Raw genomic sequence first — 26,085 nt, forward strand, 5'->3', positions numbered from 1 at the left:
GAAGCGATTAGTGGCATCCGCAAAATCGGCACATAAATAAAAGGGCTGCCGATTGGGGCCGGCAGCCTTGGAATAACTTGCTTTACACCAAATATTTTCCCGTAATCGATTGCTCGGCCTGAGCAATCCCCGAAGGTGTTCCTTCATACACCACTTGGCCGCCTTTGCTGCCTCCATCCGGTCCCATGTCGATAATCCAATCTGCTTGGCTGATGATTTCAAGGTTGTGTTCGATAACAATAACCGTATTACCGGCATCTACGAGGCGATTCATGATTTCCGTTAAGTGCCCGATATCGGACATATGCAAGCCGGTAGTCGGCTCATCCATGACGTAGATGCTGCCGTTCTTATGAAGCTCGCTTGCCAGCTTAATTCTCTGGCATTCTCCGCCCGACAACGTGCTGAGCGGCTGACCGAGCGTAATGTAGTTCAGCCCCACATCGCTCATCGCTTGAAGTTTGCGCACGACCTCTTTCAGCTCAAAAAACTGGAGCGCCTGCTCTACCGTCATTTGCAGCACTTCGGCAATATTTTTGCCGTTGTACTTGTATTCCAATACCTCTTCTTTGAACCTTTTGCCGCCGCATACTTCGCATGGCAGCTTCACACTGTCCAGAAAAGCAAGGTCGGTATAGACGACGCCAAGCCCTTGACAGTTCTCGCAAGCTCCTTTGGAATTGAAGCTGAACAAGCCTTGGTTTACCTTGTTTGCTGTAGCAAACGCCTTACGCACATCGTCCATAATGCCAGTATACGTCGCGGGATTCGAACGAGTCGAAATACCTACTGCCGATTGATCGATAACGATGGCATCTGAATGATTACTAAGGAAGATGTCGTTGATTAGCGTGCTTTTGCCAGAACCGGCTACACCTGTTACGACTGTCAGCACACCCGTCGGAATATCGACGCTTACGTTTTTTAGATTATGGAGATTCGCATCCTGTATAGATAGTTTACCCGACGGCTTCCGGCTATCCTGTTTAAGTTGAAGCGGAAGCTTCATATGAGAACCAGTCAACGTACCGGATTCCAGCAGTCCCTGGTAACTTCCTTCATAGACGATATTGCCGCCGCGGCTTCCGGCGTGAGGCCCAACATCAACAATATGATCCGCCACCTTAATGACATCTGGATCATGCTCGACGACAATAACGGTGTTGCCTTTGTCCCGCAGTTTCTGAAGCAATTCATTTAGCCGGTGTACATCGCGAGGATGGAGCCCAACGCTAGGTTCGTCGAAAATATAAGTGACATCCACCAAAGAGCCGCTTAGATGCTTCACCATCTTGACACGCTGCGACTCGCCGCCGGACAACGTATCGGTTTCCCGATCTAGCGTCAAATAGTCCAGCCCAATATCCACCAAATGCTGCAATCGCTCCGTTAGCGATTTCACCATTGTTGCGGCAACCGGATTGTCAATTTCCCGAATGACGCGGATAAGCTGTCCCACCTCCATGGAAGACATCTCCGCAATGTTTAATTCGTTAATTTTGCAGCCCAATGCAGCTTGGCTGAGCCTCGCTCCTCGACAGCTCGAACAAGCGCCTTCGGTGATGAACGGCGCAACCGCCTTTTGCGTACGCTCGGACTTTGTCTTCACGTCCTGCTTAATATATTTGTTGGCGAATTTCTCAATGGCGCCTTCCACTGTAATATTTGTCGCTTTGCCGGCAAAATCCATTTTTACTTTTTTCGCTTTGCCGTAAAGCAGCTCTTCCAGGTCCTCAGGTGAATAATCGCTCAGCCTTTTGTCTGGATCAAAAGGGCCGCCCTGAACGAGCATGTTCAGCTCCCAGCCGCCAGCCGTATAATCCGGGAGCATGATCGCACCTTCGTTAAGCGATTTATTCATGTCAATGGCCTTGCTCATATCTACGCCAAGCTTGCGACCGATGCCGTTGCATTCGGGACACATGCCTTGCGGATCATTGAACGAAAACATATGTGATTCTCCGATAGACGGCTGACCTACCCGAGAGAACAAAAGACGGAGTATGGGCGATATGTCAGTGATCGTACCCATCGTGGAATGAGAGCCTCCGCCAAGCCGCTTCTGGTCCACAATGACGGCCATGCTTAAGTTTTCAATTCCATCTGTGTCCGGCTGCGGAACGCGCGGCAAAAAATTGCGTACGAACATGCTGAAATTTTCATTCAGCAGACGCGTAGATTCTGCGGCAACAGTATCAAATACGATCGATGATTTGCCGGAACCGGATACGCCTGTAAAAATCGTAATTTTTTTCTTCGGAATTTGAAGGGATACATTTTTAAGATTGTTTTCCCTTGCGCCCGAGATGACGATAAATCCTTGATTCGTTTCGCTCACTCTTTACCATCCTTTCGATTATATGAGTCTCTGTTTCTACAATATCATATCTTTTAGCTTAAGCAGACATAAACCGGCTGCATTTCGGATGCAGCCGGTTTGTATGAAGCAAGCCAAGCGCTGAATTATGAAGCGAGCAGCTTTTCCAATTCGCCGCACCAAGCGCTCCAGCCATATTTTGCGCCTTCAAGCCCCTGTGGATTGGAGAACCCGGTTTGCTCAAGATGAAGGTTCACTTTGCCCTCGCCTAAGTCTTGAAGCGTCCAAACGACGGTATGTTTCTCCCCTCCGCTTTCCCATGAATAGGACAACCGTTGAGGTTGTTCCACAACTAGCACTTCCCCTTGGATAAGACCGTCCCACCATTCGTTCGGTTCTGCTTGGAATTTAAAACGATGACCAACCTCCGGCTTAAAATCATTGGGCAAAACCCATTTAGCGAGCTGGTCCGAGTCCGTCACCGCAGCCCAAAGCTTCTCAATTGACGTTGTATACTGAAAATCTAAATTTAATATCAAACTCATTATTCTTCCTCCTCTAATAATAATTGATTTAATCGAAGCAAGTTCGTCATCCAAAACTTATTGTAGAAAGCCGCCCAATCGTGGATCTCCTTAAGCGGTGCGGCATTTAGCCGAAATCGTGTTTCTCTGCCAGCTTTGCGGTCGAGTACGAGTCCTGCTTCTTTAAGAATAGTCAAATGCTTGGATATTGCCGTCCGCCCCATCTGAAATTGAGCCGTTAACTCATGAAGCGGAATTTCCTCTGCTCCTGCCAGCAGTTGGATCAACCGGCGCCTGGTTGGATCTGCAACAGCGTCAAAAACATCCCGCATTCCGTTGTTTTCGCTCACAACACCCTCTCCTACTAGTATTGCCAAAGGGCAGGCGTGCCTTTCACACCTTGATGCAAGCAGCCCACTTTGAAAGCAATAGCCGTATGGTGCGAACATTTTAAATGACACCATTTAGTGTCCTTTTAATAATAGGACACCATTTGGTGTCGTGTCAACCCTATTTTTTAACCCTATCCTTAATGAGGTTTGTACAGGACAAAATGTAAAGAATCACTTTCATTTGTTGTGCTGCAAATAGCTAAGGAAAGATATGCCAGACAGCACAAGCACGTCCTTTTGCAACATTTTGCCCCCTATAGCCGTCAGTTACTCTGAATCAAATCGCTTTTAATAGAAACAAGTATAAGGAGAACAACCATCATGAAAAAAACAGCTTTGTCCCTTCTCTTAGTAACCGCTTTGCTCGGCAGCTTGCTGACCGCTTGCGGAGGCAACGCCAAAAACAATGCCGAAATGCCAAAAACATCAACTCCACCAACCGAAAGCGTTGCACCTAGCCCGTCTCCATCCATTGAACCGGAAACTCCTGCACAGCCTGAAGAAAAGGCGCCAACCACTTCTACAGGCAAAATTATAAATGAAATGGTGAAAAAGGTAGAAAATCCTCCGTCCGTTATGGAGCTGCCAGCAGATTTGTTAAAAGACTACTACAAGCTTGATCTTAGCCTTCTTGAAGAATATACAGTGCAATCTCCGGCTGTGAGCCTTTCCTCCGATGAGCTCACTGTTGTAAAGGTAAAGGATGCAAAAGACATCGACGCTGTCAAAAAGGCGTTTGAAGAGCGCGCTGCAGACATTCAGAAGACGTTCGAAACTTATTTGCCTGAGCCGTACAAAAACGCACAAAACTACAAAATCGCCACTAAAGGAAACTATGTGCTGCTCCTTATTCACGAAAAAGCGGATGACTTGGAAAAAGCATTTTTGGAAATTGCAGCTAAATATTAATGGATCAAAAAACGGGCATTCGGAAAAATCCGAGTGCCCGTTTTTATTATTCTTTTGCTACAGATCGTTATTGCCATTGAGACGTTTATTAGGCATTCGGTGCATTTTCCGCAGGGGCACTTTGCCCATTCGGCGTGTTTTGCCCACTAGGTGCATTTTGTGCATTCGGCGCATTTTGCCCATTAGGTGCGCTTTGTCCGTTCGGCGCATTTTGGCCATTGCCCCGCTGAGGGAACCCTTGCCCCATCCCATAAGGGAAGTTGCCTTGCCCGCCGCCCGGTCTAAATCCGCCAGCACCGCCTCTGCCGCCCCCGAAGTCGCCCAATTTGGACAAATCAACCGACGAAGCGTCAATGAGCTTGCTTGAATCCGCCTTTTGTCCTTCTGTTGTAGAAGGAATCGTTCCGTTCAGTTGGCCTTGAATGCTTTCGGCACGAAGCGTTCCAATCTTCTTAATTTCGGCAATCGCTGCTTGATACTTTTCAAATGTGGTAAACGCGGTTGGATCATTTTTGACATGCTCCGAAATCAATTGATCAAGAGCAGAAACCGTCTGCTCGAATTTCCCGCCGGAAAAATATCCGTCGACGATTTGCTGCAAATATTCATGATACTTTTCCTTATATTCCGGAACTTCTAGCAGTTTTCCAAGAAGCGGACGCTGCTCCAACGTTACGCCAGAGATTGGGGTATCAATCGCAAGGTTGATGGCATCGGATGCGCTGCCGGATTGGAAGCTGCCAAATGACAAGTTGTAATCCCATGGCAGTATGCTGATTTTTCCGTTATTTTCATAAAGATAAAAATTGTGTGCCATCATCGATGTGTAGCTGTCCATATTTACCACAACGGTATGAGCCGCAAAATATCTCAGAACCGCATCTACATCCACGTAAGTTTCCAGATCGGTGCCTGTGCTTAAATTTTTGAGTGCCGTAATGACTCTCTTATGATCCTCTTCCGTCGTTTTTGTTTCGGCATTGTCGAAGATGGAGGAGTAGCTGCTAATTTGATCATCCGTATATTCCAGGGAAACCCCTTTCCCGCCACCGTTCATCCTTCCGGGACCGCCGCCATTTCCTCTTCCGCCCCAATCCGGCATATTTGCCGGGTCGAAGTTGGCCGGAGGCTCCATCGGCGGATTATTGCCCGGTGCAGCGCCTTCGACAGGCGGGATTTGCGCTTGATCGCCTCCGCCATTGGCTGGCGTTTGAGCTTGCGTACCTGCTGCATTCGGCGTTTGTGCGTTGCCTTCTGCAGGAGGGGCCGGCTGCTCAGCGTTTCCATTATTAGCCGCAGGCGGATTATTGCCAGGCGCGGCGCCATCTCCCGGAGCGAAGTCTCTCATGCCCCCGCCGCCCATATTGCCGTCGTTGTTTGGTTTATAAAGCTCGCCTTCGCCTCCCTGCGTCCTATCCAAATAGCCGCTGTCCAAATCTTCGACCGCGAGATAGAATCCCCAAGCTTTGCCGTTCACTTCAATATTGGCGAAAGAATATAAAGGAGCGTCAACGCCGATATAACTCATAATGTCGTAGCTCAAATATTCTTTTAAATAGCTGTTGTCCGAATGAATGTTGTTGACCACGATTTTATCTAGTCCAAGCCAAGTTTGATTTTCCACATATTCATCAAACTTGATTTTGAAGCTGTACCGGTCCGTCGTGTCGTCGTTTACAATTTGCCTCAAGCTGGAATTGCCTTTTGGACGAATGCCGACGTTTTTGATCAATGTTCCGTTAATGGTTACATCTGCGGAAATATACTCCTCGTTAGCCGCATTGTCCAGCATTTCCTGCCACTTTGCCTCATCGGCTGTAATCGAAAAAGTCATCATTTTGGTTTTGTCGATTTGTCCAACGTAGTCGAGCTCCTTTACAACGGTTTCGCCTGTCTCTATGATCGCCGTATCGGTCGTGCCGCCAGTATTGCCTTCCTTCATACATCCAGTTAACAAGATTGCGCACAGAAGAATACAGCCGACTTGTTTAATAAACGTTTGGCTCCTCATTCGGACCCTCCTAAGTTAAAAAATATATTTTCTTTGGAACCAGTAGCTTAAAAGAAATAACAAACATTCCGTCAATAGCTTGGATGGAACGAGATGCAGCCCCATGCCGATATGAAGCAAATACAACATCCCGTAGTTTAGCCCCATGATGGTGCCTGCAAGCAAATAATATTTTGTCATGGAGCACATGACCGGCGTTTGCGTGGAGCGGCCAAACACAAAGCGGCGATTGACCGAATAGTTCGCAAGCGAGCTCCCTATTCTAGCGAATACGACGGAGACCAATAAGTTTGAGGTCCAAGCCGAAAGCAAGAAAAAAAGCAAAAAATCGAGTACGCCGGAAAGCATGGATGAAGCGCTAAACTTAAGAAATGGCCAATAGACTTTGACCGAATCGACAACGGGACGGAAATGCGAAGATTTGTTGTCGTCTAAATAAATGGTTTCGACCGGCAATTCCGCAATGGCGAACCCTTGACGCGGCGCTTCGAGCAGCAAGTTCATCTCGTATTCGAACCGTTCGCCCGGTACTTCGCACAGCCAGCCGAGCAGTTCGCTTGGGTAGCCTCTTAGTCCGGTCTGCGTATCCGAAATGTGAATGCCAGTCGCAACATCGTAGATTTTACTCGTCAGACGGTTGCCGAATCGGCTGCGCAGCGGAACTTTACCGGTAAAGCTGCGGCTTCCAAGAACAATCCTTTTTCCACCTGACGCGACCGAACTGGCCACCGACATAATGTCTCTCGGCTCATGCTGTCCATCGCTGTCGGCGCATACAACGCCTTCTTTTGCTCCCAGTTCTCGAATGTATTGGAATCCCGTTTTGAGCGCTCGTCCTTTCCCAAGGTTTACTACATGAGTAAGCACGGTGCAGCCGGCCAATTTGACCTCATCAAAAATCGTGCGGTATCGGTCGCCGCTGCCATCGTCAACAATAACGATAAGAGCATCCGTCACCGCTTTCAGCCGACCGACTAGATCGACCAGCCGATGGTCAGGCTGATAGGAAGGAATTAACACGGTCACCTCAATCACTCCCCTCCGACGTATAAAATATCGCTAACTCCGCGCTCCTGTCCTCTGCCAAGCGGATTGTTCACCACTCGTCCCATAAAATACATCGTAGAGGAGCCGCCGCCGTCCAAATTGTAAGCTTCCGTGGCCCCCAAATCGCCGAAAAGTCCCGCGAATTCATCAAGCGTCATGCCTCTGCTTTCCGCCGAGCGACCGTCCACTACGACAAACACATAATGGTTCGGAGCGATCATGCCGATGCCCGTCCGCGGATTGGCATTGGAAATGGAACGGTTTCCGAAATTGGAGTCGATTTTCACATTGTCGAGGTTTTGCACGACTTCGCCGTTTTTCACTAGCGCCGGCCCGAATGACAACGTATGAATAACGCCTTTTTGCAAAAGCGATTCTGCCGAAACAGCCGTTTCGTCGTACGAGCCCATCGTACCGTCCTCGTAGAGCGCCACCGCATCCCGTGCCGGTTCGTCGCGGTAAAGCTCGCCATTTCGAACTACGACACCGTCGCTGCGAAATCCGTAATAATCGCCGTTTATGGCGAAGATGGCTTCGTGATCCGATGCGATTTTGGACGTATTTTCAATAATGTTGCGGCCAAATGCATTTTCCGCGAAAGCAGCCTTCAGCATTGAGGCTTCCGCCGTTTTCACATCGGCCGCATAGTAGGTAATTTGATCGTTGCCCGATCCTGTCGTAACCCGCTTAATAGCAATGTTTAATTGATCGCTGTTATAGTTCCAATCGTCGGCGCTATATTTCGCCGCTTCTCCCTGATCACTGGAAGATTCCTCACCGTTCGCGGCGGTTGATTCATCCTCTGGAGCTTCTGCCGAACCCTCTCCAAGCGGTACATCTCCGTCTGAAGCGGCGGCGCTTGCTTCCTTACTCGTATCCGTAATGACTTGTTCGACATGTTCGATTAAGTATCGGTCTGCTAGTCCGTAAAGAATGAGTCCAATTGCCGCGACACAGGTGAATATAACGGCTATAACCGTTTTTTTGCGGCGCGTCATTTTAGGTCACCTCTTGCAGCGTTTGTATTCAAAGATGCAAAGGAGAGCGAGTCGGCGGAAAGCTGCAATAAGCTTAATTTTCTTTTCATCGTCCTTCCTCCCATTTCGTTGCTCTATGTATATTACGACCTGAAATCATATGCTGTCGGAGCCATAGTCAAGGTGATATCCAAATTTCCGTTACGGCATCTTATGGCATCTAGAAAACCTTTCTGATTCGTTTCGCTGCCCATTGTGACTGCATATACGAGTTCATAAAGACTTCCAAGCTCGGTTGTTCGGACTTTCTTCAGTTCAAACGCAATGCCGAAGTCGCGGAATACTTCCGCAAATGCTTCCTCGTAGCCAAGGTCTTCGGGTATCGTCACTTTAAGCAGGCGCTGCGTTGTTTTCTGCTGTCCAAACTTGAGAAAACTGAGCGCAAACATCAGTCCGCACAGCAAAACGGTAAATAGAACGGCATACCCAAACGAACCGACGCCGACCGCAAGTCCTGACGCCATCGTAAACAAAACAAAAGCGATATCTTTCGGATCGCCCGGAGCGCTGCGGAACCGGATGATGGAGAAAGCGCCTGCAAGGCTAAACGCTCTAGCGATGTTGCTTCCAATAAGCAAAATGATAATCGCGACAATAGCGGGCAGAAGCATCATCGTTAGCGTAAAGTTTGGTGAATAGTTGGCACGATTTGACGTTTTCATATAAGTGAAGCTGATCATGCCGCCAAGCACAATCGACACCAGTACGGTAATAAGGGCATGGCTTATCGTAAGCGTGGGGTCCGCCGCTGTAGAGGGCGCAAAGATGGATTCAATAAATTCAAGCATAAAGAATAGCCTCCTTGATGGTTTTGCCGCCTTTGACGTATTTTACATATTCGGTGCCGTACTTGGAGAAGCTTGTCCGGAACATTCGATGCTCCGAGAGCAAGCGGGACAGCCACATCGGAACGGTCTTCTCCGCTTTTACTTCCATAAGCCAGCTTCCTTGCCCAAGCAGCGGCTCTCCATGGTCCCCTTTTTCCAGCCTCAAATCATATCGCCTTGATCGAATATCAGTGTCGAACGTAATGCGCAAATCGCGGTTTTCCTTGCTGAATAAAGCCCTTCTCTCATAAGCCAGATACAACTTAGGCTCCAATTCATATCGCGAGAGGAAATATTGAATTTCGTTCATCACCTGTTTGTTCATATATTCCTGCGGTGGCGGCAATTGTGCGGTTGTGACAAAAATATGGGCTTCGTCGAGCCGCAGCGACGATCTTCGTTTATTGACCAAGCCGTAAACCTTTTTTTTCAGCTCCAAATATCCTTTTGCCCCCCAATTCGGTACCCCGTAAGCACGAAGCCTCAGCTTCTCTTTGTACTTCGGTTTTGAAATGCTCTTGCGTATTAGCGCATCATCGTGTGTGTCGAAATAGAGATTGCTGATCGAATAAAAAGGATTTTTTTTGTTATAATCGTCTGGCTCCATATAATCGAGCAACCGCTCGTAAAACCGGATGTACGCCATGTCGTCGAGCAAATATTTGTTTTCATATCGGTTAAAAACCTCAATCGCCATTCCCTTCATCCCCTCCGCCAAAATCCTTTCTTTGTTTCCTTGCTGAGCCCTATATTACGGAGATAACCTTTAACGAATCTTAAATAAATTTACAAAGACTTCATTTTTTCGAAAAGGGGAACATTCCGTCCAAAACAAAAAACCCGCGTGTCTACGCAGGGCTTTTTCAAAGCAATTTTAAATTTCCTCTTTATCTCGTTTAAACAAGGGCTGAAGCTTTATTTTCCGTCGCTCTCTCAAACAGCTCCTTCATAAATCCAAATCGAATTCTTAACTTATTTTATTTGGCCTAGAAAACAAAAGCTGTCTTAACGCGGGTGTTGTATTCTCTATAAATTAGCCTTAATTATCGATGACAAGGAATCAGGTCCGGCGGCATCTTTCCATTCTCCCTTTCCTTCATTTATACTCTATTCACTGATCCGAAAGGTTTCTGCAAAATTGCCCGGTATATTGTGCGCTTTGTTCGGACTCTCTTCCATTGCAGAGCCGCAAATCGGCACATGGAATGCCAATAGATATGGGAGGACTTAAATTCAAATGAAAACAAATAACCGCTCACTGCCTGTTCATCCTCACATGAAGCCTTTATTTACGCCAATGACACTAGGCAAGCTGACGTTGCCGAATCGAATTGTGATGGCGCCAATGACCAGAGGATTTTCACCGGGCGGCATTCCCGGGATGGATGTCGCTCAGTATTACCGGCGCCGCGCCGAAAATGGGGTTGGCCTCATTATTACAGAAGGGACAGTCATTGATCACCCTTCCTCCGCCGACAATCCAAACGTTCCGCATTTTTTCGGTTCTGCGCTAGAGGGCTGGTCTGTTGTAGTGGAACAAGTTCACGCTGCAGGAGGCCTCATCTTTCCTCAACTGTGGCATGTTGGGATGGCAAGAGCCGTCGGAGCTCTTCCAAATCCGGAATCTCTTCCGATTGGGCCCTCCGGCATTGATTTAAACGGAAATCAGATAACCGCTCCAATGAGCGAATCAGATATCGCTTCCATTATTAACGCTTTCTCTCAAGCGGCCGCCAACGCAAAGGAGCTTGGATTTGACGGAATCGAAATCCATGCGGCTCACGGTTATTTAATCGATCAATTTTTTTGGGAAAGGACCAACCAAAGATCGGACCGCTACAGCGGCAACAGCTTAGAGGGGCGAACCCAGTTCGCCGCAGAAATCATTCACTCCGTTAGAAACGCCGTTGGACCCGATTTCCCGATCGCACTGCGCATTTCCCAATGGAAAATGTCGGATTATTCGGCCAAGCTGGCAGAGACGCCGGAACAGCTGGCGTCGTTTCTAGAGCCACTGACATCCGCAGGCGTGGACATTTATCATTGCTCGACGCGACGTTTTTGGGAGCCTGAATATGAGGGATCCGAGCTGAATTTCGCTGGATGGGTCAAAAAATTAACGGGTAAACCGACCATAACCGTAGGATCGGTTGGGCTGGACGACGAGTTTTTAAACTCATTCGCTCCCGGCCACGTGGCGAAAGTAACTAGCTTGGATGGCTTAATCGCGAAATTAGAGCAGGGCGAATTTGATTTGGCTGCCGTAGGACGTTCCTTGCTGGCAGACCCCGAATGGGTTGTTAAAGTGCACGATGGAAAACTTGAGGAAATAAAACCTTTTACCGCTGAAGCTTTAGGTAAACTATATTGATATTGACCTAGCGGCAAAAGGAGCTGGACAGCGGGCCGTTATGACCGCATCTGTACAACACTACACCCAAAAGCCCCCTTCCCATTTCGGGAAAGGGGCTTTTCAGGTGCTTTCCTTATCGTGTAACCTCCACTCTATTACCGAGGCCTGACTTGATATTTTCCAGCACATGATAAGCGTAATGGTCTAACGTTTGGAAGTACACCTTCGAAGGATGCAGGCTGGCGCCGTATCTTTGCTTTTCTTTATTGGCGTCAACTCCTAAATAAACGGTTGACCGTCCTAGGTCCATGGCCCGTACAATCGCTTGATAAAACGCTTGGCGGTACACATGATGAGACCCCGTATAATCGGAATTGATGCCGATCAGGGACAACAAGTAATGATTCTCGCCTTTGTAACAGCTTAAGAATCCGACAGGCCGTCCATTCGGATCGCCTCCATACTCCGGTTTAATCCGAAACATAAGCAGCTCCCAGCCTGGACTTTTCGTCAGTTCAAGCCATAAATTCATCGGCAGCGGGAACGTATTGATGTCGCGTTTCCGTTGCTGAACGCTTAGATACAAGCTGTGTAAATGACGGATCGTTTCCTCTGAGGCTGGCGGGCTGTCGCTATCCAAAATATCCATCTCAAACATGTGCTCCAGCGCCAGCACTTCCTTGCGAATGACCGAACGCGCACTTTTGGACAGTCCCGCCAAGTAGTCCCCTTTATTGCTGCACGAGAGCACCAATACGTTGCTTTCTCTCATCGGTTTGCTGAGAAAACCTTGAGCGTACATATATCGCGCCAGTTCCTCGTCATCGTCCGGGAAGTCGCGCAGCATGATCGTATTCGCTTGGGCTTTCGCCTGTTCTGCCTGAACGGCCTCTATAAACAGGTCCATGGCTGTTTGCCAGTCGCCGCCACGATCCAAATAAAGATGATTCCCTTCACTAAGGAGCGATCCCATAACCAAGTAGTGCGAGGTTAAATAGTAGGGATCGTCGATTCTGTTTTGCTCAACGGCCATGGACACTGCGCTTGATTCCAAAATGTCGTCCTTCAGCAGCACACCGGTGCAATATGTCGCAAGCAAAGGAAACCCCTCTTTATCGCGGACGATAAAATAATGAAAGCTCCATTTGTCCTCGGGATTCGATTGGTCGATAAAGGTTTTCTCCAGAGCGAGCAGGAAATCCCATTCATAACCGCGATCCCCCAGCAGTCGATTCCATTCTTCCTTCCCAATCGCTTCGATGCTTTCATGATGTTCTACAGACAGCCCGCCCCGCTCGGCACTTCTTTCAACCGTTGCAGCAGCAACCATATTTTTGGAACTCTGGAGCTGCGGCATTTTAAACGTTTTGAACAGCTTGTCCATGGAGCTTGCGCCTGCTGTAACGATTTCAGGCAGCGCTGCCGCAATGGCCTGAATGAGAGCAAAAATATCTTCCTTCGTATGATGGTTCGTCAGCGTAATGCGGATACCCGAGCGGCGCATTGGCACAGCCGGATAAGCTGCTATATTCGTATAGAAGCCCATATCCTGTAGACGGCTGACTACCGCATATGCGAGCTTTGGCAAACCCACCCCAATGAAGCGAATCGGATTTTCGGTTGCATGTACAAGCGGAAGTCCGTAAGCTTTGGCCGTCTCGTTGAAATAACGAATATGATCCAACAGCTTGCTCTGTAATGCAGGCAACTCGTCGGAAAGATGAATGTGGGCAGAAGCGATGACTGCGCCAAGCGTTGGCGGATTGGACGGAATAGAAAAGATCATCGGCCCTCCGCATGACCTGACCTTATGATACATTTCGTAGTTGGGAAATACGACTGCGCCGCCACCGGCAGAAAATGATTTGCTAAGCGAAGTGACAACGATCATACGGTCATGATGCGGGATGCGGCTGAGGACAAAGCCTCTGCCATTTATGCCGATCCAGCCCATGCCATGAGCATCGTCAATATATAAATGAAACTGATCGTATTTATTCAGCAGCCGTTCAAGAGCATCCAAAGACGCTTCATTGCCGTACATGCTATAAATGCCATCGCACAAATACCATATTCGGCGATGGTTTTCTTTTAATGCGACGATTCTTTCCTCCAGTTGCTCCATGTCATCATTGCGAATGTACTCGATATGCACCTTTTTGGTCCGCACGATATTTACGGTTGTCTGAACGCTGTTATGCACCTGAAAATCGACCAGCACGGCGTCGCCCGGTTCAATTAAAATAGGCAGCGCTGACAGATGGCCGAGCGTTGTCGTTTGGGCAAAAAGCGCCGGTTTACCGTCAAATATTTGACTTAGCAGTCCTTCTGCATCCTCGCATAGCGGATGCGAAACATAGGCGCGCGAGACAGAAAATTGAACCCCGTAACGGTTTACGGCATCGATTGCCCCTTGTTTTAAACGGGAATCGGCCTCAAGCCCTAAATAGCTGCATAAGCCAAAATTGAGCATATTCCGATCCTGCAGACGAATGGTCCTTCCCTCATGCTGTTCGTCCTCTGCGACATGATGGACAATGCCATGAGAGATGGCTTCGTTAATCATTTGGTACAAATGAAGGAATGATTCATCGGCTTTAGACATTCCATTTCTCCTCTCAACTTGGATATCGTTGTTTAAACATTGTTTAGCCCCCTATTTTCACTTCACCATTTTTGTAAGCGCATTCTTAAATTATACAATTTTATACAGGATTGAATATCAAAATAAATCGACATTGTTCGAGTCGAAAAGAAAAGCCCGGATTCTCCTAACGGAAGTTCCAGGCCATCTCAAACATTTTACTTTAGCGAATCATTTATGCCGATTTAAACAGATGTTGATTGGTTTAAATTTTTTATTTGAATTCATTTAAATGGACTGCAAGTTAATCGAGTGACTGGCTCATCCCTATAATGGCATATTTCATCATCTCGCCAGCTGTCCATCCGTACTCCGTAATTTTCAGCTCCGTCTGTTCCCTTTGGCAAAGAACTCAATCAAAAATTCAATATTTATTGGGAAATTTGCCGGAACGCCCGCCTGAGCAGGATCAACAGGGTTTCCATCCCGGTCGGATAAATAGGAGCTGAATTCAAGCCGCTGCTCCATCGGCGTCTCATATTGTGCAGCCAATCCTCGGCCCCCGCCATTGCTTCGGTGTTAACCCAATAGATTCGCTGCTGCGCTTTTTTTCCACATGCACCAAGTTGGCTTCTCGAAAGTATTTTTAAATGCTGGGACATCGCCTGAGGGCTGACCGTAAATTGATTGTGAATATCCGATGCGGGGTATCCGTCATGGCATATTGCAGCGATTCGTTTATAAAGAAAATACTTAATTAAAGAAGAGGTTGATAGCAGATAAACTTGTAACTCTCTTGACAGGACTTTTGAAACAAGCGACTTTTTGACGCTTTAGGAACTAGCCTGTCTCGCTTATTGCACGAAAAAAAATAGCCGCGCTGAGCGCAGCTAAACATTACTCCCTAAAGTGTTAGTCCCATCATCTCAATTTCATTGGTTTCACGCCAAACGTTTGATTTTGAACCACTTGTAGCTTTCCGTTAAAATATCGATCACGCCATACAGAGCAGTCAAAGCGACAAGCCATTCGCCAACTCTGCTCCATATAGAAGCAACGTTTTCGTAATGTTCACTGCCGGCGCTCAGCAGTCCTGCGGCCTCCATTTGCGGGAGAAAATTAGCATTCCAAATCGCCGAATCTGACATCACGATGCACATAATGGCTGTGGCGGCTGCAGTCACTGCAATATGCAAAACAAGAAGCTTGCCCGTTCGACTGCGAACAATCATCCGTACACTTTCCTTTAAAATGGCTAGTACGGCTATTCCCCACACAAGCGGCAAATATACTTGGAACGCTTCAACATTCAAATAGGAGATGAGTATCCGTTCACCCTCGTGAATTCGCCAAACGCCGAGCAGTTCAATCGAATATAAACATACCGCCATAAACAGAACGGTAAAAATAATGCCAGAAATCGGCTCGCTTAATTTAATGCGGGTGAGCTGGTCGGGAATAGTGGGTAAATCGGCTGGCTTCCAGTCTTTATGCGGGTCAAAATTTCCTGCGGCATTTTTTCTATTGCGATGCTCGATCCATGCAAATACAACCGTTACTAAGCCAAATCCTTGAGCCGCGGTATTGACTAGTGTAACAAGATACTCCGTAACCAACTCTGTCACGCTGGAGCCCGTAACGATCACTTCGAATGCGAATAGGGCAGATAGAGCAATGCCAATTGAAATAAGGACCACTTTTAATGTTGTGAAATAAGGCTCAATTAAAGAAGGCCCAATAAAATATCGTTCTCTGTGGCCGTTATATTTTGCGGCCAACACATTTGGATGCCCAAGTTCCGTCAGTACACTTTTCGCGTCGTTCTCCGTGGCCATACCCGCTGGCGCTCTATCCTCCAGCATATCCTCAATCAGTCCTTTAAGCTCCTGCTTAATATCCGCTCTGTGCGAACCAGGCAAACGCTGCGTCACTGCATAAATATAACGGTCAATGATCTCCATCCTAAATCTCCTCCTTTATTCCTCAGTTAAAAGATTTTCCATGCTGGCAATCAACTTGCGCCACTCCTGGCACAAACCCATGTAAACTTCCTTACCAAAAGGACTTAACACGTAATATTTGCGGGGACGCGCTTCATTGGTATCCCATGTGCTTTCCAGAAGCTCTTGCTTCTCCAATCTGCGCAGCAGCGGATACAAAGTACCGGGATCAACGGCTACACCCTTTTCCTCCAAAACAGGAACGAGAGAATAACCGTATTGCGGCTCCATTAACTGGCTCAGTACACCGATAACGATGGTTCCACGCCTCAACTCGCCGAGCAAACCGTTAATCGTTTCATTAACATCTGGCATATGATCAACTCCTGAACATATCATACTGTACGTCACACACTATTGTAAACAACATTATATTAGACGTAATTTGATACTGTACAGAAATGACTACTTTTCATATCTACACATAGATAGAAGGAACGGAAACCTGTCGCTAACCAGCAAAAAAACAGCAAAAACCCGCTCCTCGACTGGATTGAGAGAAGCAGTCTTTACCGTTTGTCTATTTAATTAACTATATTAAATATTAACCTAGATAATAGTAGTCATAGATCAGTTTTCACTAATCTTCTATTGGATGAAGGGTAATATTAGCTTTACTAAATATTTCGTCCCTATGCAGCCATGAATCATCCGAGGTTAGCAGCCGTATTTCCGAAATGCGATAGCGTTCCGCCTGACGAAGTATAATTTTATGCTTTTTGCCAAGGGTAAATTCACATTCACTGCCTTGTCTGAAAGCCTGAGTTCCAACTAAAATGCTCCTATATGTGGTTATCCATTCTTCCAAATTAGGAACTTCTATGACCATTCCATCCAAACGCTGTACGTTATTGCGATGAGTAAATTCTTGTTCATGACAGACTAAAGGCGGTTGATATGAACTCATCAAAAAGGGCAGCTTAACGTCCTGCGGCGGTGCAATCCACCAGCTTTGCTTGCTTCCGTCGCGCATTTTTTTGCTCATCGAAAGCTTCTTCCCCATCTTTGCCCCTGCACGAATGATATCCTTCAAATACTCATCCGCCTTCTCAACAGGGACACTGTCTAGCGCGTAATCCATTAGTCCTTCGCTGCCCTTCATATAAGTCGCAAGCCGATCCATCATAGCAGGTTGCAGCGGACGCAGCAGCTTTAATAGACCCACCATCAGCTTATCCGGCAGTTTGACCGGCTTTGGATTGAACAGCTCAAGAAATGATCCGTCGCTTAAGTAAATGAACGCATTATGGGCTTTGGCGGGATCGGAGCGATAGGTAACGGTAAAGCCCAATTGCTCGAAATCTTTTACTGTTTGCTGTAATTGATTACTTTTGATCAATATATGACCGATCGCAAATTTTTTCATACCGATATCTCCCATAACTTTTTTTCCGTATTGAGGTTTCATTCTATTGGAACGTTTAGAAGTCACTGCTTGATTTGCAGCTTAACCAACGCGGCCATATCTGATGGCATGACTATAATCGGTACGGTTGTTTTTATCGGCCTGAAGGGCGGCCAATTCATAATCGTAAGGCACCATGACTTGGTCGATTACCCATGATTGCTTCGTTTGCGTCGCAATGGCATACCGGGCATGCGGGGTGAACGCCTCCATTGCATGAGGATACGGCTGATCCTCGAAATAGGCCGGCAGCCCTACACTGCCGACATTTACGACCCCTTTGCCATCGGGTAGCCAAATCGACTTTTGCTTATGCGTATGTCCGCAAAAGATGATACTCTGCTCAATAGATGACAACTCCATCATCAGCTTTTCGACACTTTTATCCTTTACACCGCTTTCATGCACCTCTTCGAGAAGATACTCCTCGTCGGAAAAAGGAGTGCCATGGCAAAACAATAAATTTTGATAGGTCCAAGTTCGCTTAAACGACTTCAGCCATTCGGAAATGTCTTCGTTCATGTAAGGTTTAACAAACCGAAACGTTGCAGAGTCCATCTCCTCTTGCAGCGAGTAACGATCGCAATTGCCCATAACATGAATGATATCGGTTCGATTCATAAGCATTTTGGCGGTCAAACCCGGCTCAATTGGACCAAACAACGTGTCACCAAGATTGACAATCGTTTGGATTCCGCGAGATTCAATATTTTGCAAAACAGCATCTAACGCGTAAACGTTGCTATGTATATCAGATAGGACTGCAATTGTCGTTTCCACATTGTCTCTCCTTCTTTTGTTGTCTATTTTGCCAACCTCATGCGGAAGCTGCTGTAATGCCAATAAAACTGCCTTTATAATTTCCCCTACCGCTCCATGCAAAAACGAAGCTGATTTCCATCCGGGTCAGTTACGGTCATAATCCGCAGCTCCTCCAACGGCTGCGGCGGTTTTATGCGGCCTAAAATGGAGCATTTGCCCACTAATTCTGCATACAAGCTATCCACGTCGGCAACAAAAAAATGAATTAAACCTCCGACCTGACAGTCCCCTGTATGCTCGGTCAAATAAATCTCCATATCGTCTCTTGAAATTTGTACAAAATAAGGGAAATCGGGTTCGAATTGATGCTCCCAATCCACTTGAAAGCCTAGGCCGCTTACATAAAACTCCTTGCTTTTTAAATAATCCGTTATACGAAACGCTGGAACGACCCTTTGCATTTTCTGCCTCCTAGTCGAAGCCCATGTTAAGCTCCGCATATTGTTTATTTTACTCTATTAAGGCAACATTTTGAGCTATCTATTAGTTTAGCAAAACGGTAGTGAAGACGACAAAGACCGACCTGCATTTGAGCAGGCCGGCCTTTTGCTATACTAGATAAACCCTTTTGTTGCTGCTTCCCTATCTAAATTCCCGTAAATAAAATGCTGATGTCTTCGCTGCCGTTTTTCGTCTTCCATCCGTTGAAACCTGCCGCATCGGTAATGCCCGGCTTAAACGTAAGAACATATACCCGGCCAGACGTTAAATCCTTAGACAACTTCAGCGTCACCTCGGTCACAACCGCATTCGTATTGTTTAATTCGTCATGAGAGATGGCAACAGCCTCTCCTCCCTGCTCCTTAACAGCGAAATAAGGATCATTCACATTTTTCACCGGCTCGCTGAATAACACTTTAATCGTATTTTTGTTCACTACCACGATCTGTTTGGCGTAAGGAGCCTCATTTGCAATAACTGTTCCTGCAAAGACAGACTCATTCGCGCCATCGGCAGTCACAAGCGACGATACGCCCGTTACTCTCGCAGAATAGACATGACCAGGCTGGAACAAGTTCGGGTTCGAATCGTTGCTTGTGCGGAATTGAACGGATACTATTCGATTGGTTCCAGGCTTGCGAACCGTGTATTTGCTCCAGCCAGACATCGAAACAGCAGCTCCGTTATCCTTAACAACGGTTGCAACTAGCGAGGCCACATCCTCGTCCCTAATATCTCTGTCGAACGTAATTTCAATTGTATTTTGATTTATCGCCGCTATGCTTTGAAGCTTCACAGGCAGAAGCGGATTAGAAATCCCTCCAAAATACAGGCCGGTTTTTGTGTCCATTACATTGCCAGCCAAATCCGGAATTCCCGCTACCGTAAGACTGTACAAGGTTTTGTCTTGTTGGGCCGATGTCCTCAGCGTGACAGTCTGCCCATCGCTGTTCAGACTTGCCGATAAAACAACCAGGCCGTTGTTAAGACTATATCTTCCCGTTTGAACAGCAAAGTCACGATTAACCTTCTCGCTGAATTTCACAGTCAATGAAGCGTCCGCATTAACTTTAAATTCGGAATCAATAATAGTCGGCTTAGTCGAGTCGTTGCTGCCGAGAATAGATAAATCCGTTTTTGTGTCCATTACGTTGCCGGAGAGGTCTTTTACATTTCTAATCGTCAGCCAGTAACGAACGTTATTCGTCTGACTCGATGTCGTGAACATCACTTTGGTTTTATCCGAAGTCAACTGCAGCGACGTAATCTTTAATCCGCTCGAAAATGTATAGTTCGAAGGGTTGGTTGCTGTTGACTGTTCCACTGGCTCCGAAAACGTAAGAATATAATCGCGGGCAGTTATTTTCTCTAATGAGATAACCGAAGGTTTGACCATATCCGATCTCGTGGAAACATACGACCATACCTTGCCGTCAATGGTTACATAATGAGTGCGGTTCTCAAGCTGCAAGCCCGTTGTGAGCAATACCGTCAAACCGTCACTGCTGACTATCGATTGATAGACGGGCACGTTGTTGCCAAGATCATCTCTGATGACAAAGCGCTTGGCTTCCGCTGAAGCGGTTTTTGTTTTTAGATTCACTCGCACCGTCTGGGCGGTCAAGCCTTCAACCGATCTAATATCGAGTGCCGTGTCCCATCCCGTATAAACCGCGTAAACAGCCTCTACCAGAATGCCCCGGGTAGCGTTTACCGTGTAATCGCTGCGAGGAGCGATCCACCCTTTCGCAATTGCGGTACCAACGGCTGCCTTCGCCCAAGGCGATACTTTCCCTGTGAAGCTAACATTCGAATTGGATGGAACATTGTTGACCTTAAGTAAAATAGCGGCCAGCTCTTCCACTTTTACCGGGGAAGTAGGGCCAAACCGATTATCCCCTTTACCGACCATAAGGCCAGCGCTTCTCACGGCTTGAATCGCTTTAAACGACCAGCGGGTTTTCAACACGTCTACGAAACCGGGTGTAGAATTGGAAACAGGCAGCTCAAGCAAATTGTACAGCACGGTAGCAAATTGCTCGCGTGACATCGATTCGTTCAGGCGAGAGGAGCCATCCTCAAACCCGCTCATAATTCCTTTCTGCTTCAGGATTTGGAACTTTTCTTCCGTTGTAAGCGTCGCTGCACTTGCTGCCGGTATGGAAACTCCAAGCATCAAAGTAATTGCGAGCAGGATCAACGTTATTTTTCTCATTACATTAGGCCTCCTTAAGGAATACTGCCGGTACCGCAATCAAAAGCCCGCGGCTAACAGGTGGTTGCGGTCCAGCTCATGTATCTCTTAAACGATACCTCGGAGGAAAATGTTTCTGTCGAAGTTTGTCTCCGGCAAAACTAGTCACAGTTCGAGCAAACTTCCCACGTTATGAACCAATGAACGACTGGCGTAAAAACCTGTTATACTTGGATACACTTTTAAATCATTTGAAAACTTGAATATCCAAAACAAACGTCAGACCGACAAAACAACAACACCTATAATACCAAGCAATCCGCCTAACATAGATGTTGCAGGCACACGCTCATGGAGGTAAAAATAAGCATATGCGGTAGTAAGAATAGGGTAACAGGCGGATACAGCCACAATGATAGAGCCTCCGCTTGTATCGTATTCGAGACCGATATTTAGAAGCAATCCGCCGGCAAGCTGCGTAAGCATGGCCCCAATCACCCACTTATTGCGAATTGCCGATCGCAGCCCAAATTCCGAAGAAGCTATTGAGTTATGCCTCGCAATAAGAACAACAACAAATATAAAGCCGACCGCCGCCATTTGAAAAAGCGTGGCCGCCCTCCACCCGATCAGCGCGACGCTTTCTGCTAAGAGCGCGTAACCTACAGCCCAACCAGCCGCGGCAAACAACGCCATTACAGGGCCGCTCGCTCCCTTTTGCCGCTTTGCTCCATCGCGTTTGCTCAGCAACCCCGAAGCAAGCGCGACACCTATGGCCACCATAGCCACGCCTAACACTTGCGGAAGCTGAATGCTTGCGCCGAACAAAAACACTGCAAGCGGCAGCGTGCCTGCCGGATATGTACTTGAAATCGCGCTTGATATTCCAATGGGCCCTCTTGCAAGAGCGACAAAAAAGAACATGGAAGCAAAAGCGATAAATGCGCCCCCGCCTAGTCCATAAATGATGCCGCTAATTTCCAAGGTGGTCCTATCATTTACAGTTAACATGTAAAAAAGAGCATATAACAATGCTCCGCCTATATTGACTATTCCAGCGGCCAATACAGGTTTGACTGTCACCGTCGCTCTAGCAATAAAAATATCCGCAAAACTCCATAAAAGTGCCGTCGACACACCAAAAAGTAATAACTGAATCATCTTTTTAATTCCCTATTCAAGCTAATACAAGCTTGTATGTTCAACTATATTTTTTACAACGGAATCCCAAACATGGCGCGGCAATTGAGCATGGCCGACTTCATGAAGCGGCAGCAGCTTGGCGTTCTGGATTTCGCGGGCGAGCGCCTCGCCGTGTGCAAAAGGAAAAAGCGGATCGGCCGTGCCGTGAATAATTAGAGCGGGAACGGCAATTTCAGCTAATCGGTCTCTCCAAGGGCTCCCGGCATCAAGCAGAAACGGGTTGGTCAACTGCGAAGCAAGATTAAGCGTTCGATCATAAATATGACGGGCCGTCTCTAGCATCCACTCTTCATCAAAATGCCCGCCTCCTGCAAAAGGACGCTCCCCTTCAACCAGAAAGTTAGCCACAGATTCCCGATCATTCCAGTCTGGTTCCGGCACGACCGTTTGGCCCGAAAATAATTGAGCAATTTCCTCGTTCATTGACGGAAGGTCAGCCGCTCCATGTCCCGGTCCGCCCGGCGTGCCCGATCCAAGTGTAATGCTGGCTATTCGTTCCGGATGCTCAATGGCTAACAGTTGGGTAATGGCTGCCCCTTGAGACTGCCCGAACAGATGCACTTTTGATAATTCAAATGCTTCGATTAAAGCGAGTGTATCCGCTTTCAAATCCCGCAGCGCATAATTGGGCTCTCCCGGCTCGCAGCTTGTTGATCGCCCTGTATCCCTGCTGTCGTAATGAATGATAAACCGACCCTCATCGGCGAACTTCCGGCAAAACTCGGCGTCCCAAGAAATCATAGAGTTGCCTGCACCCTGGATCAACAAAATGGCAGGATGATTCCGGTTGCCAAACGTCTCGGTTGCCAATTCCACCCCGTTTACTCTCAAAATCTTTTCATTGCTCGTATCGTATCCCATTCATTCGCCTCTCCTTCAAATACTATAGTAATAGACTTCTCCAAACTGTTATTATTTTACTATTTCATATATCGCATTTGTTCTACTGGCCCAAAATAGACTTGGCCTGGCCGACCATTTTCAAAATGATTTCCTCGGCCGTTTGGCCGCCCGTCAGCATCCTCGTTCCTTGTCCAGCCCATAGGGACATAAATTGCTCATTATTTTGCTCGGAAGCCTCATTTCGGATATCTCTTGTCAACGTATTTTGAGTAGGGAACGGCAACGGCTGCACTCCGCTTGCGTCCCATTGTTGAATAAAGGAATTGACAATTCCTCTTGCGGGACGTCCCGAAAATGCTTTAGTCAACACGGTACTCTCCTCCGTACTGCTTAAGAGCGCCTCTTTGTAAGCTTTATGCGCCCCTGATTCCAATGCGGTCAAAAAGCGCGTTCCCATTTGCACCCCTTGCGCACCTAATACGAGAGCAGCGGCTAGTCCTCGGCCATCCATGATCCCTCCAGCTGAAAGGACAGGAATCGTTACTCGATCCACAATTTGGGGGGTCAATGCCATAAGGCCGATATTCGCTCCCATAGGATGGCTGGTTAATTCAAAAGTTCCACGATGCCCGCCTGCTTCACTGCCTTGTGCAACAATCGCATCGCAACCGGCTTGTTCCGCCATAACAGCTTCTTGCACAGTTGTGACCATAGTGACTACACGAGCACCCGCCGATTTCGCTTGCCCCATCATCTCCTTCGGAAGCAGTCCAAAGGCTGTACTAATGACCGGAACCTTTTCCTCCAGCAACACCTCAACCTGCTTTTCAAAATGATCGGGCGTGGAAACAGCTCCTTGCATAGCGTCAAGTCCTAACTGAGCACGCATCCTATTGAGCTGCCGTTGAACCTCTACTATTGTTGCAGTGCTGTCTATAAAGGAGGAAGAAAATAGATTGACTCCGAAAGGAGCCGCCGTCTCTTCCCTTATTTCGCGAATAGCTTCACGCAAATGATCAGGTGTCAGATAGGCTGCGCCGAGCGTGCCGAGTCCCCCCGCATTTGAAACAGCAGCCGTCAGTTTTACTCCGGGAATTCCGGCAAGCCCTGCTAAAAATATAGGATACTTTATGTTAAAAAGTGCGCATAGCTCGTTATCTAGCGAAATGTTCATCTTCGGGCCCTCCCCCGCTCGTCGGTTTGCCTCTATTATACCAAATTTAGGTGGATGTCTCTTGATCTGTAACCTTATTTACTCAAAAACTCCAACATTTCGCCTAATTTAACCTGAGGAGAATGCCTGATTGCAAATATAGCGGGATCGCTTCCTGCAGCAACCGCGACACGCAACGTAGCGCATCCTCTCCGCTCTTGCCATGCCGTTTGGGAAAGTGAGCACCATTGCATTCTGTTTTTTGGAATACATACTTGCCGCCTTGATATTCCACCGTACAGGATGGCGAGCTGCGTGCCTTCTACCGACCATGCCGACTGCTTATAACGAAGCTCTCCCCATAAAGCCGCAATCATCGGCAATAAAAGCGCACACCCGGCATAATAGCCCGGCAGCCAAATGAGTCCTGGAATCGCAATGAACGAAGCCAATAGAACAGGCAACAGCAAGAAGTGACTTCTTGCGAATGGAGTTGGTCCTCCGCTCCATTTTTCCGGCCATTCAAAGCCTGGCACATAGCTTTTTAGAAACCCGTTCAGCCTTGCTGCCTTTAAAAGAGGGAAAAGCACTACCGTTCGCGTATCCTCATTCGTTTTGCCCGCTATAACCGCGTAAACAGTGACCAGACCGAAAGGCCTGCGAAGCGGATTCTCCACCACTTTCACCGCCTGAATACGCCGAAGAGGAATGACGGAAGCTTTTTTTTGAAGCAGGCCCCTTTTTATCAAAAGCTGATCTCCATCCCGTTCCAGACGGAAATGATAATCCATTAAAATTGTGAGGATGACCGCACTGAACCATGCGGCAGCCATTATTAAAATGGGAAACTTTATATACCAATACGAGCCAAAGGCTTCGGCAATAAAAGCCCACAGATCGAATACAGCTTTAAAATCGTCAAACCGCGCCACAATCGCCCCCAGTACAGCAAGTGCGATGCCAATGCGGGCAGAGGTAATGCTATAGCTCAGCAAATCGTTGAAGTGGAGTGAAATGCGCTTCAGCTCACCGCCCTCCGCTTCTTTCCGGCTCAGCAAGGACCCTGTCATTTCCTTACGAATCCGCTCTGCTTCGGCCTTGCTCATGCAGCTCAGTTCGACAACCGCTTCTTCGGCCCCAGCAATGCCTATCAATAGGCTGGTTAAACCAAACGGCCGTTGGTACAAAGAAACGGTAAGCTCTACCGACATCACTTTTTCCTTGGAGATCCAGCTTTGTTTGCGGAACCAGATTCCTTGTTCTATGTACAGTTTTCCGTTTTTCACTACATAGGTGAATCGGTACCAGCGGAGCCAGCCTAATCCGAGAACAAGCATAAACACTACACTAATCATTACAATAGCAAGAGTCCACCCATTCACCCTCTCTCCAAAGGCGATTGAAACAAGTACTCCGATTAACGGAATGAGAGGCAAGGCATGCGCCATACTTTTTGCTGTTTTTTCCGCAAAAAATAAAAGGGAAACTGGATGCAAACGCCTGGTCGTGCCCGCTAAAGCTGCATTACTCCCCTTCATTGGAAACCTCCGCCCATACCGCGATCCGGCTTTGAACTTCATCGGCAGTACGCTCTGTAAGCCCCGGAATATTGTGGCTGCCTGCCGCGGTTGAAATCGTAATCGAGGCTAATCCGTAACGCCGCATTAACGGTCCTTGATTCATTGACACATGCTGGACTCTAACCATTGGAATAATCGTCCGTTTCCGGCTCCAAATGCCATGGCGCAGCTCAACCGCTTGTTCTTTAACGCAATAAGACCAGCGATTGTAACGGAGCAGAGGATTAACCACAACAAATAGAACATGGACAAGCAGTACAAAACCAAGAGCAGCGCCAAACAGCCAAAATGGCCAATGAAGCCATAACGAAAACAGAAGCATGGCCGCTGCAATCAAAATCGATGGCGACACGATCAAAAGTGCAGTCAGCCTCCAAACGATAAGGACATTTTTTTCAATTTTCCCATCCAGTATCTCACCCAATTCGAAACATCTCCTTTGC

Annotated in this window: 23 protein-coding genes; 2 read left to right on the forward strand and 21 right to left on the reverse strand. The window is 47.4% G+C overall.

Annotation, left to right across the window (positions count from 1 at the left end; genetic code table 11):
• Positions 1 to 82: 82 nt before the first annotated feature.
• The 3 genes from ACFQZE_RS04865 to ACFQZE_RS04875 all read right to left on the reverse strand — a co-directional run bounded on the left by ACFQZE_RS04865 (position 83) and on the right by ACFQZE_RS04875 (position 3,191).
• Entirely contained in the window at positions 83 to 2,338 is a 2,256-nt protein-coding gene (locus ACFQZE_RS04865; RefSeq protein ID WP_379354217.1) for an ATP-binding cassette domain-containing protein, read from the reverse strand.
• A gap of 125 nt (positions 2,339 to 2,463) precedes the next feature.
• On the reverse strand, positions 2,464 to 2,862 hold the full coding sequence (locus ACFQZE_RS04870; protein ID WP_379354219.1) for an SRPBCC family protein: 399 nt from the start codon (positions 2,860 to 2,862) through the stop codon (positions 2,464 to 2,466).
• Positions 2,862 to 3,191, reverse strand: coding sequence for an ArsR/SmtB family transcription factor (locus ACFQZE_RS04875; protein WP_379354221.1), 330 nt, complete (start codon positions 3,189 to 3,191; stop codon positions 2,862 to 2,864). The genes ACFQZE_RS04870 and ACFQZE_RS04875 overlap by 1 nt, the downstream gene beginning before the upstream one ends.
• A 363-nt stretch (positions 3,192 to 3,554) precedes the next feature.
• On the opposite strand from ACFQZE_RS04875, the gene ACFQZE_RS04880 reads away from it, so the two are divergent.
• Positions 3,555 to 4,142 carry a DUF4358 domain-containing protein gene (locus ACFQZE_RS04880; RefSeq protein WP_379354223.1) on the forward strand — a complete coding sequence of 196 codons (588 nt, stop codon included), beginning with the start codon at positions 3,555 to 3,557 and terminating at the stop codon, positions 4,140 to 4,142.
• Positions 4,143 to 4,230: 88 nt separating this feature from the next.
• On the opposite strand, the gene ACFQZE_RS04885 is transcribed toward ACFQZE_RS04880, so the two are convergent.
• The 5 genes from ACFQZE_RS04885 to ACFQZE_RS04905 all read right to left on the reverse strand — a co-directional run bounded on the left by ACFQZE_RS04885 (position 4,231) and on the right by ACFQZE_RS04905 (position 9,761).
• Positions 4,231 to 6,153 carry a CotH kinase family protein gene (locus ACFQZE_RS04885; protein ID WP_379354225.1) on the reverse strand — a complete coding sequence of 641 codons (1,923 nt, stop codon included), beginning with the start codon at positions 6,151 to 6,153 and terminating at the stop codon, positions 4,231 to 4,233.
• A gap of 15 nt (positions 6,154 to 6,168) precedes the next feature.
• Entirely contained in the window at positions 6,169 to 7,179 is a 1,011-nt protein-coding gene (locus ACFQZE_RS04890; protein ID WP_379354228.1) for a GtrA family protein, read from the reverse strand.
• A 5-nt stretch (positions 7,180 to 7,184) separates the two neighbouring features.
• Complete coding sequence (locus ACFQZE_RS04895; RefSeq protein WP_379354230.1) at positions 7,185 to 8,198, reverse strand: phosphodiester glycosidase family protein; 1,014 nt, start codon at positions 8,196 to 8,198, stop codon at positions 7,185 to 7,187.
• Between the two features lie 122 nt (positions 8,199 to 8,320).
• Positions 8,321 to 9,025 carry a DUF4956 domain-containing protein gene (locus tag ACFQZE_RS04900; RefSeq protein ID WP_379354232.1) on the reverse strand — a complete coding sequence of 235 codons (705 nt, stop codon included), beginning with the start codon at positions 9,023 to 9,025 and terminating at the stop codon, positions 8,321 to 8,323.
• Positions 9,018 to 9,761, reverse strand: a complete 744-nt coding sequence (locus ACFQZE_RS04905) for a polyphosphate polymerase domain-containing protein (RefSeq protein WP_379354234.1) — start codon at positions 9,759 to 9,761, stop codon at positions 9,018 to 9,020. Before ACFQZE_RS04905 ends, ACFQZE_RS04900 begins: the two co-directional genes overlap by 8 nt.
• 540 nt (positions 9,762 to 10,301) lie before the next feature.
• On the opposite strand from ACFQZE_RS04905, the gene ACFQZE_RS04910 reads away from it, so the two are divergent.
• The gene (locus ACFQZE_RS04910) at positions 10,302 to 11,435 is read left to right on the forward strand and encodes an NADH:flavin oxidoreductase (RefSeq protein WP_379354236.1); all 1,134 of its coding nucleotides are present in this window, start codon (positions 10,302 to 10,304) and stop codon (positions 11,433 to 11,435) included.
• A gap of 115 nt (positions 11,436 to 11,550) precedes the next feature.
• Here ACFQZE_RS04910 and ACFQZE_RS04915 read toward each other — a convergent pair whose 3' ends face one another.
• The 13 genes from ACFQZE_RS04915 to ACFQZE_RS04975 form a co-directional block, all read right to left on the reverse strand.
• On the reverse strand, positions 11,551 to 14,022 hold the full coding sequence (locus ACFQZE_RS04915) for an aminotransferase class I/II-fold pyridoxal phosphate-dependent enzyme (RefSeq protein WP_379354238.1): 2,472 nt from the start codon (positions 14,020 to 14,022) through the stop codon (positions 11,551 to 11,553).
• Between the two features lie 360 nt (positions 14,023 to 14,382).
• Positions 14,383 to 14,553 (reverse strand): hypothetical protein, encoded by a 171-nt coding sequence (locus ACFQZE_RS04920; protein WP_379354241.1) that lies wholly within the window; start codon positions 14,551 to 14,553, stop codon positions 14,383 to 14,385.
• Between the two features lie 389 nt (positions 14,554 to 14,942).
• A complete protein-coding gene (locus tag ACFQZE_RS04925) occupies positions 14,943 to 15,962 on the reverse strand; it encodes a hypothetical protein (RefSeq protein WP_379354243.1) in 1,020 nt (339 codons plus the stop codon).
• A gap of 15 nt (positions 15,963 to 15,977) precedes the next feature.
• Positions 15,978 to 16,316 (reverse strand): PadR family transcriptional regulator, encoded by a 339-nt coding sequence (locus tag ACFQZE_RS04930; protein ID WP_379354245.1) that lies wholly within the window; start codon positions 16,314 to 16,316, stop codon positions 15,978 to 15,980.
• 265 nt (positions 16,317 to 16,581) lie between these two features.
• Positions 16,582 to 17,367 carry a VOC family protein gene (locus ACFQZE_RS04935; RefSeq protein ID WP_379354247.1) on the reverse strand — a complete coding sequence of 262 codons (786 nt, stop codon included), beginning with the start codon at positions 17,365 to 17,367 and terminating at the stop codon, positions 16,582 to 16,584.
• An 81-nt stretch (positions 17,368 to 17,448) separates the two neighbouring features.
• Positions 17,449 to 18,186, reverse strand: coding sequence for a metallophosphoesterase family protein (locus tag ACFQZE_RS04940; RefSeq protein ID WP_379354249.1), 738 nt, complete (start codon positions 18,184 to 18,186; stop codon positions 17,449 to 17,451).
• A gap of 86 nt (positions 18,187 to 18,272) precedes the next feature.
• The gene (locus ACFQZE_RS04945) at positions 18,273 to 18,629 is read right to left on the reverse strand and encodes a glyoxalase superfamily protein (protein WP_379354251.1); all 357 of its coding nucleotides are present in this window, start codon (positions 18,627 to 18,629) and stop codon (positions 18,273 to 18,275) included.
• A 185-nt stretch (positions 18,630 to 18,814) separates the two neighbouring features.
• On the reverse strand, positions 18,815 to 20,884 hold the full coding sequence (locus ACFQZE_RS04950; RefSeq protein ID WP_379354253.1) for an Ig-like domain-containing protein: 2,070 nt from the start codon (positions 20,882 to 20,884) through the stop codon (positions 18,815 to 18,817).
• A 258-nt stretch (positions 20,885 to 21,142) separates the two neighbouring features.
• The gene (locus ACFQZE_RS04955) at positions 21,143 to 22,024 is read right to left on the reverse strand and encodes a DMT family transporter (RefSeq protein WP_379354255.1); all 882 of its coding nucleotides are present in this window, start codon (positions 22,022 to 22,024) and stop codon (positions 21,143 to 21,145) included.
• A 21-nt stretch (positions 22,025 to 22,045) separates the two neighbouring features.
• Positions 22,046 to 22,927, reverse strand: coding sequence for an alpha/beta fold hydrolase (locus ACFQZE_RS04960; RefSeq protein ID WP_379354257.1), 882 nt, complete (start codon positions 22,925 to 22,927; stop codon positions 22,046 to 22,048).
• An 82-nt stretch (positions 22,928 to 23,009) separates the two neighbouring features.
• A complete protein-coding gene (locus ACFQZE_RS04965) occupies positions 23,010 to 24,083 on the reverse strand; it encodes an NAD(P)H-dependent flavin oxidoreductase (RefSeq protein WP_379354259.1) in 1,074 nt (357 codons plus the stop codon).
• 74 nt (positions 24,084 to 24,157) lie between these two features.
• Positions 24,158 to 25,600, reverse strand: a complete 1,443-nt coding sequence (locus ACFQZE_RS04970; RefSeq protein ID WP_379354261.1) for a PH domain-containing protein — start codon at positions 25,598 to 25,600, stop codon at positions 24,158 to 24,160.
• Positions 25,587 to 26,066, reverse strand: a complete 480-nt coding sequence (locus ACFQZE_RS04975) for a PH domain-containing protein (RefSeq protein ID WP_379354263.1) — start codon at positions 26,064 to 26,066, stop codon at positions 25,587 to 25,589. The genes ACFQZE_RS04970 and ACFQZE_RS04975 overlap by 14 nt, the downstream gene beginning before the upstream one ends.
• Positions 26,067 to 26,085: the final 19 nt, after the last annotated feature.

Origin of the sequence: Paenibacillus sp. GCM10027627 (assembly GCF_042675505.1) — a bacterium.
GTDB lineage: Bacteria > Bacillota > Bacilli > Paenibacillales > Paenibacillaceae > Pristimantibacillus.

Bases quoted from the DNA above. Each gene is read 5' to 3' on its own strand.
- ACFQZE_RS04870 (WP_379354219.1), bottom strand. From the start codon at position 2,862: ATGAGTTTGATATTAAATTTAGATTTTCAGTATACAACGTCAATTGAG.
- ACFQZE_RS04880 (WP_379354223.1), top strand. From the start codon at position 3,555: ATGAAAAAAACAGCTTTGTCCCTTCTCTTAGTAACCGCTTTGCTCGGC.
- ACFQZE_RS04885 (WP_379354225.1), bottom strand. From the start codon at position 6,153: ATGAGGAGCCAAACGTTTATTAAACAAGTCGGCTGTATTCTTCTGTGC.
- ACFQZE_RS04895 (WP_379354230.1), bottom strand. From the start codon at position 8,198: ATGACGCGCCGCAAAAAAACGGTTATAGCCGTTATATTCACCTGTGTC.
- ACFQZE_RS04900 (WP_379354232.1), bottom strand. From the start codon at position 9,025: ATGCTTGAATTTATTGAATCCATCTTTGCGCCCTCTACAGCGGCGGAC.
- ACFQZE_RS04905 (WP_379354234.1), bottom strand. From the start codon at position 9,761: ATGGCGATTGAGGTTTTTAACCGATATGAAAACAAATATTTGCTCGAC.
- ACFQZE_RS04910 (WP_379354236.1), top strand. From the start codon at position 10,302: ATGAAAACAAATAACCGCTCACTGCCTGTTCATCCTCACATGAAGCCT.
- ACFQZE_RS04915 (WP_379354238.1), bottom strand. From the start codon at position 14,022: ATGTCTAAAGCCGATGAATCATTCCTTCATTTGTACCAAATGATTAAC.
- ACFQZE_RS04925 (WP_379354243.1), bottom strand. From the start codon at position 15,962: ATGGAGATCATTGACCGTTATATTTATGCAGTGACGCAGCGTTTGCCT.
- ACFQZE_RS04930 (WP_379354245.1), bottom strand. From the start codon at position 16,316: ATGCCAGATGTTAATGAAACGATTAACGGTTTGCTCGGCGAGTTGAGG.
- ACFQZE_RS04935 (WP_379354247.1), bottom strand. From the start codon at position 17,367: ATGAAAAAATTTGCGATCGGTCATATATTGATCAAAAGTAATCAATTA.
- ACFQZE_RS04945 (WP_379354251.1), bottom strand. From the start codon at position 18,629: ATGCAAAGGGTCGTTCCAGCGTTTCGTATAACGGATTATTTAAAAAGC.
- ACFQZE_RS04950 (WP_379354253.1), bottom strand. From the start codon at position 20,884: ATGAGAAAAATAACGTTGATCCTGCTCGCAATTACTTTGATGCTTGGA.
- ACFQZE_RS04955 (WP_379354255.1), bottom strand. From the start codon at position 22,024: ATGATTCAGTTATTACTTTTTGGTGTGTCGACGGCACTTTTATGGAGT.
- ACFQZE_RS04960 (WP_379354257.1), bottom strand. From the start codon at position 22,927: ATGGGATACGATACGAGCAATGAAAAGATTTTGAGAGTAAACGGGGTG.
- ACFQZE_RS04965 (WP_379354259.1), bottom strand. From the start codon at position 24,083: ATGAACATTTCGCTAGATAACGAGCTATGCGCACTTTTTAACATAAAG.
- ACFQZE_RS04970 (WP_379354261.1), bottom strand. From the start codon at position 25,600: ATGAAGGGGAGTAATGCAGCTTTAGCGGGCACGACCAGGCGTTTGCAT.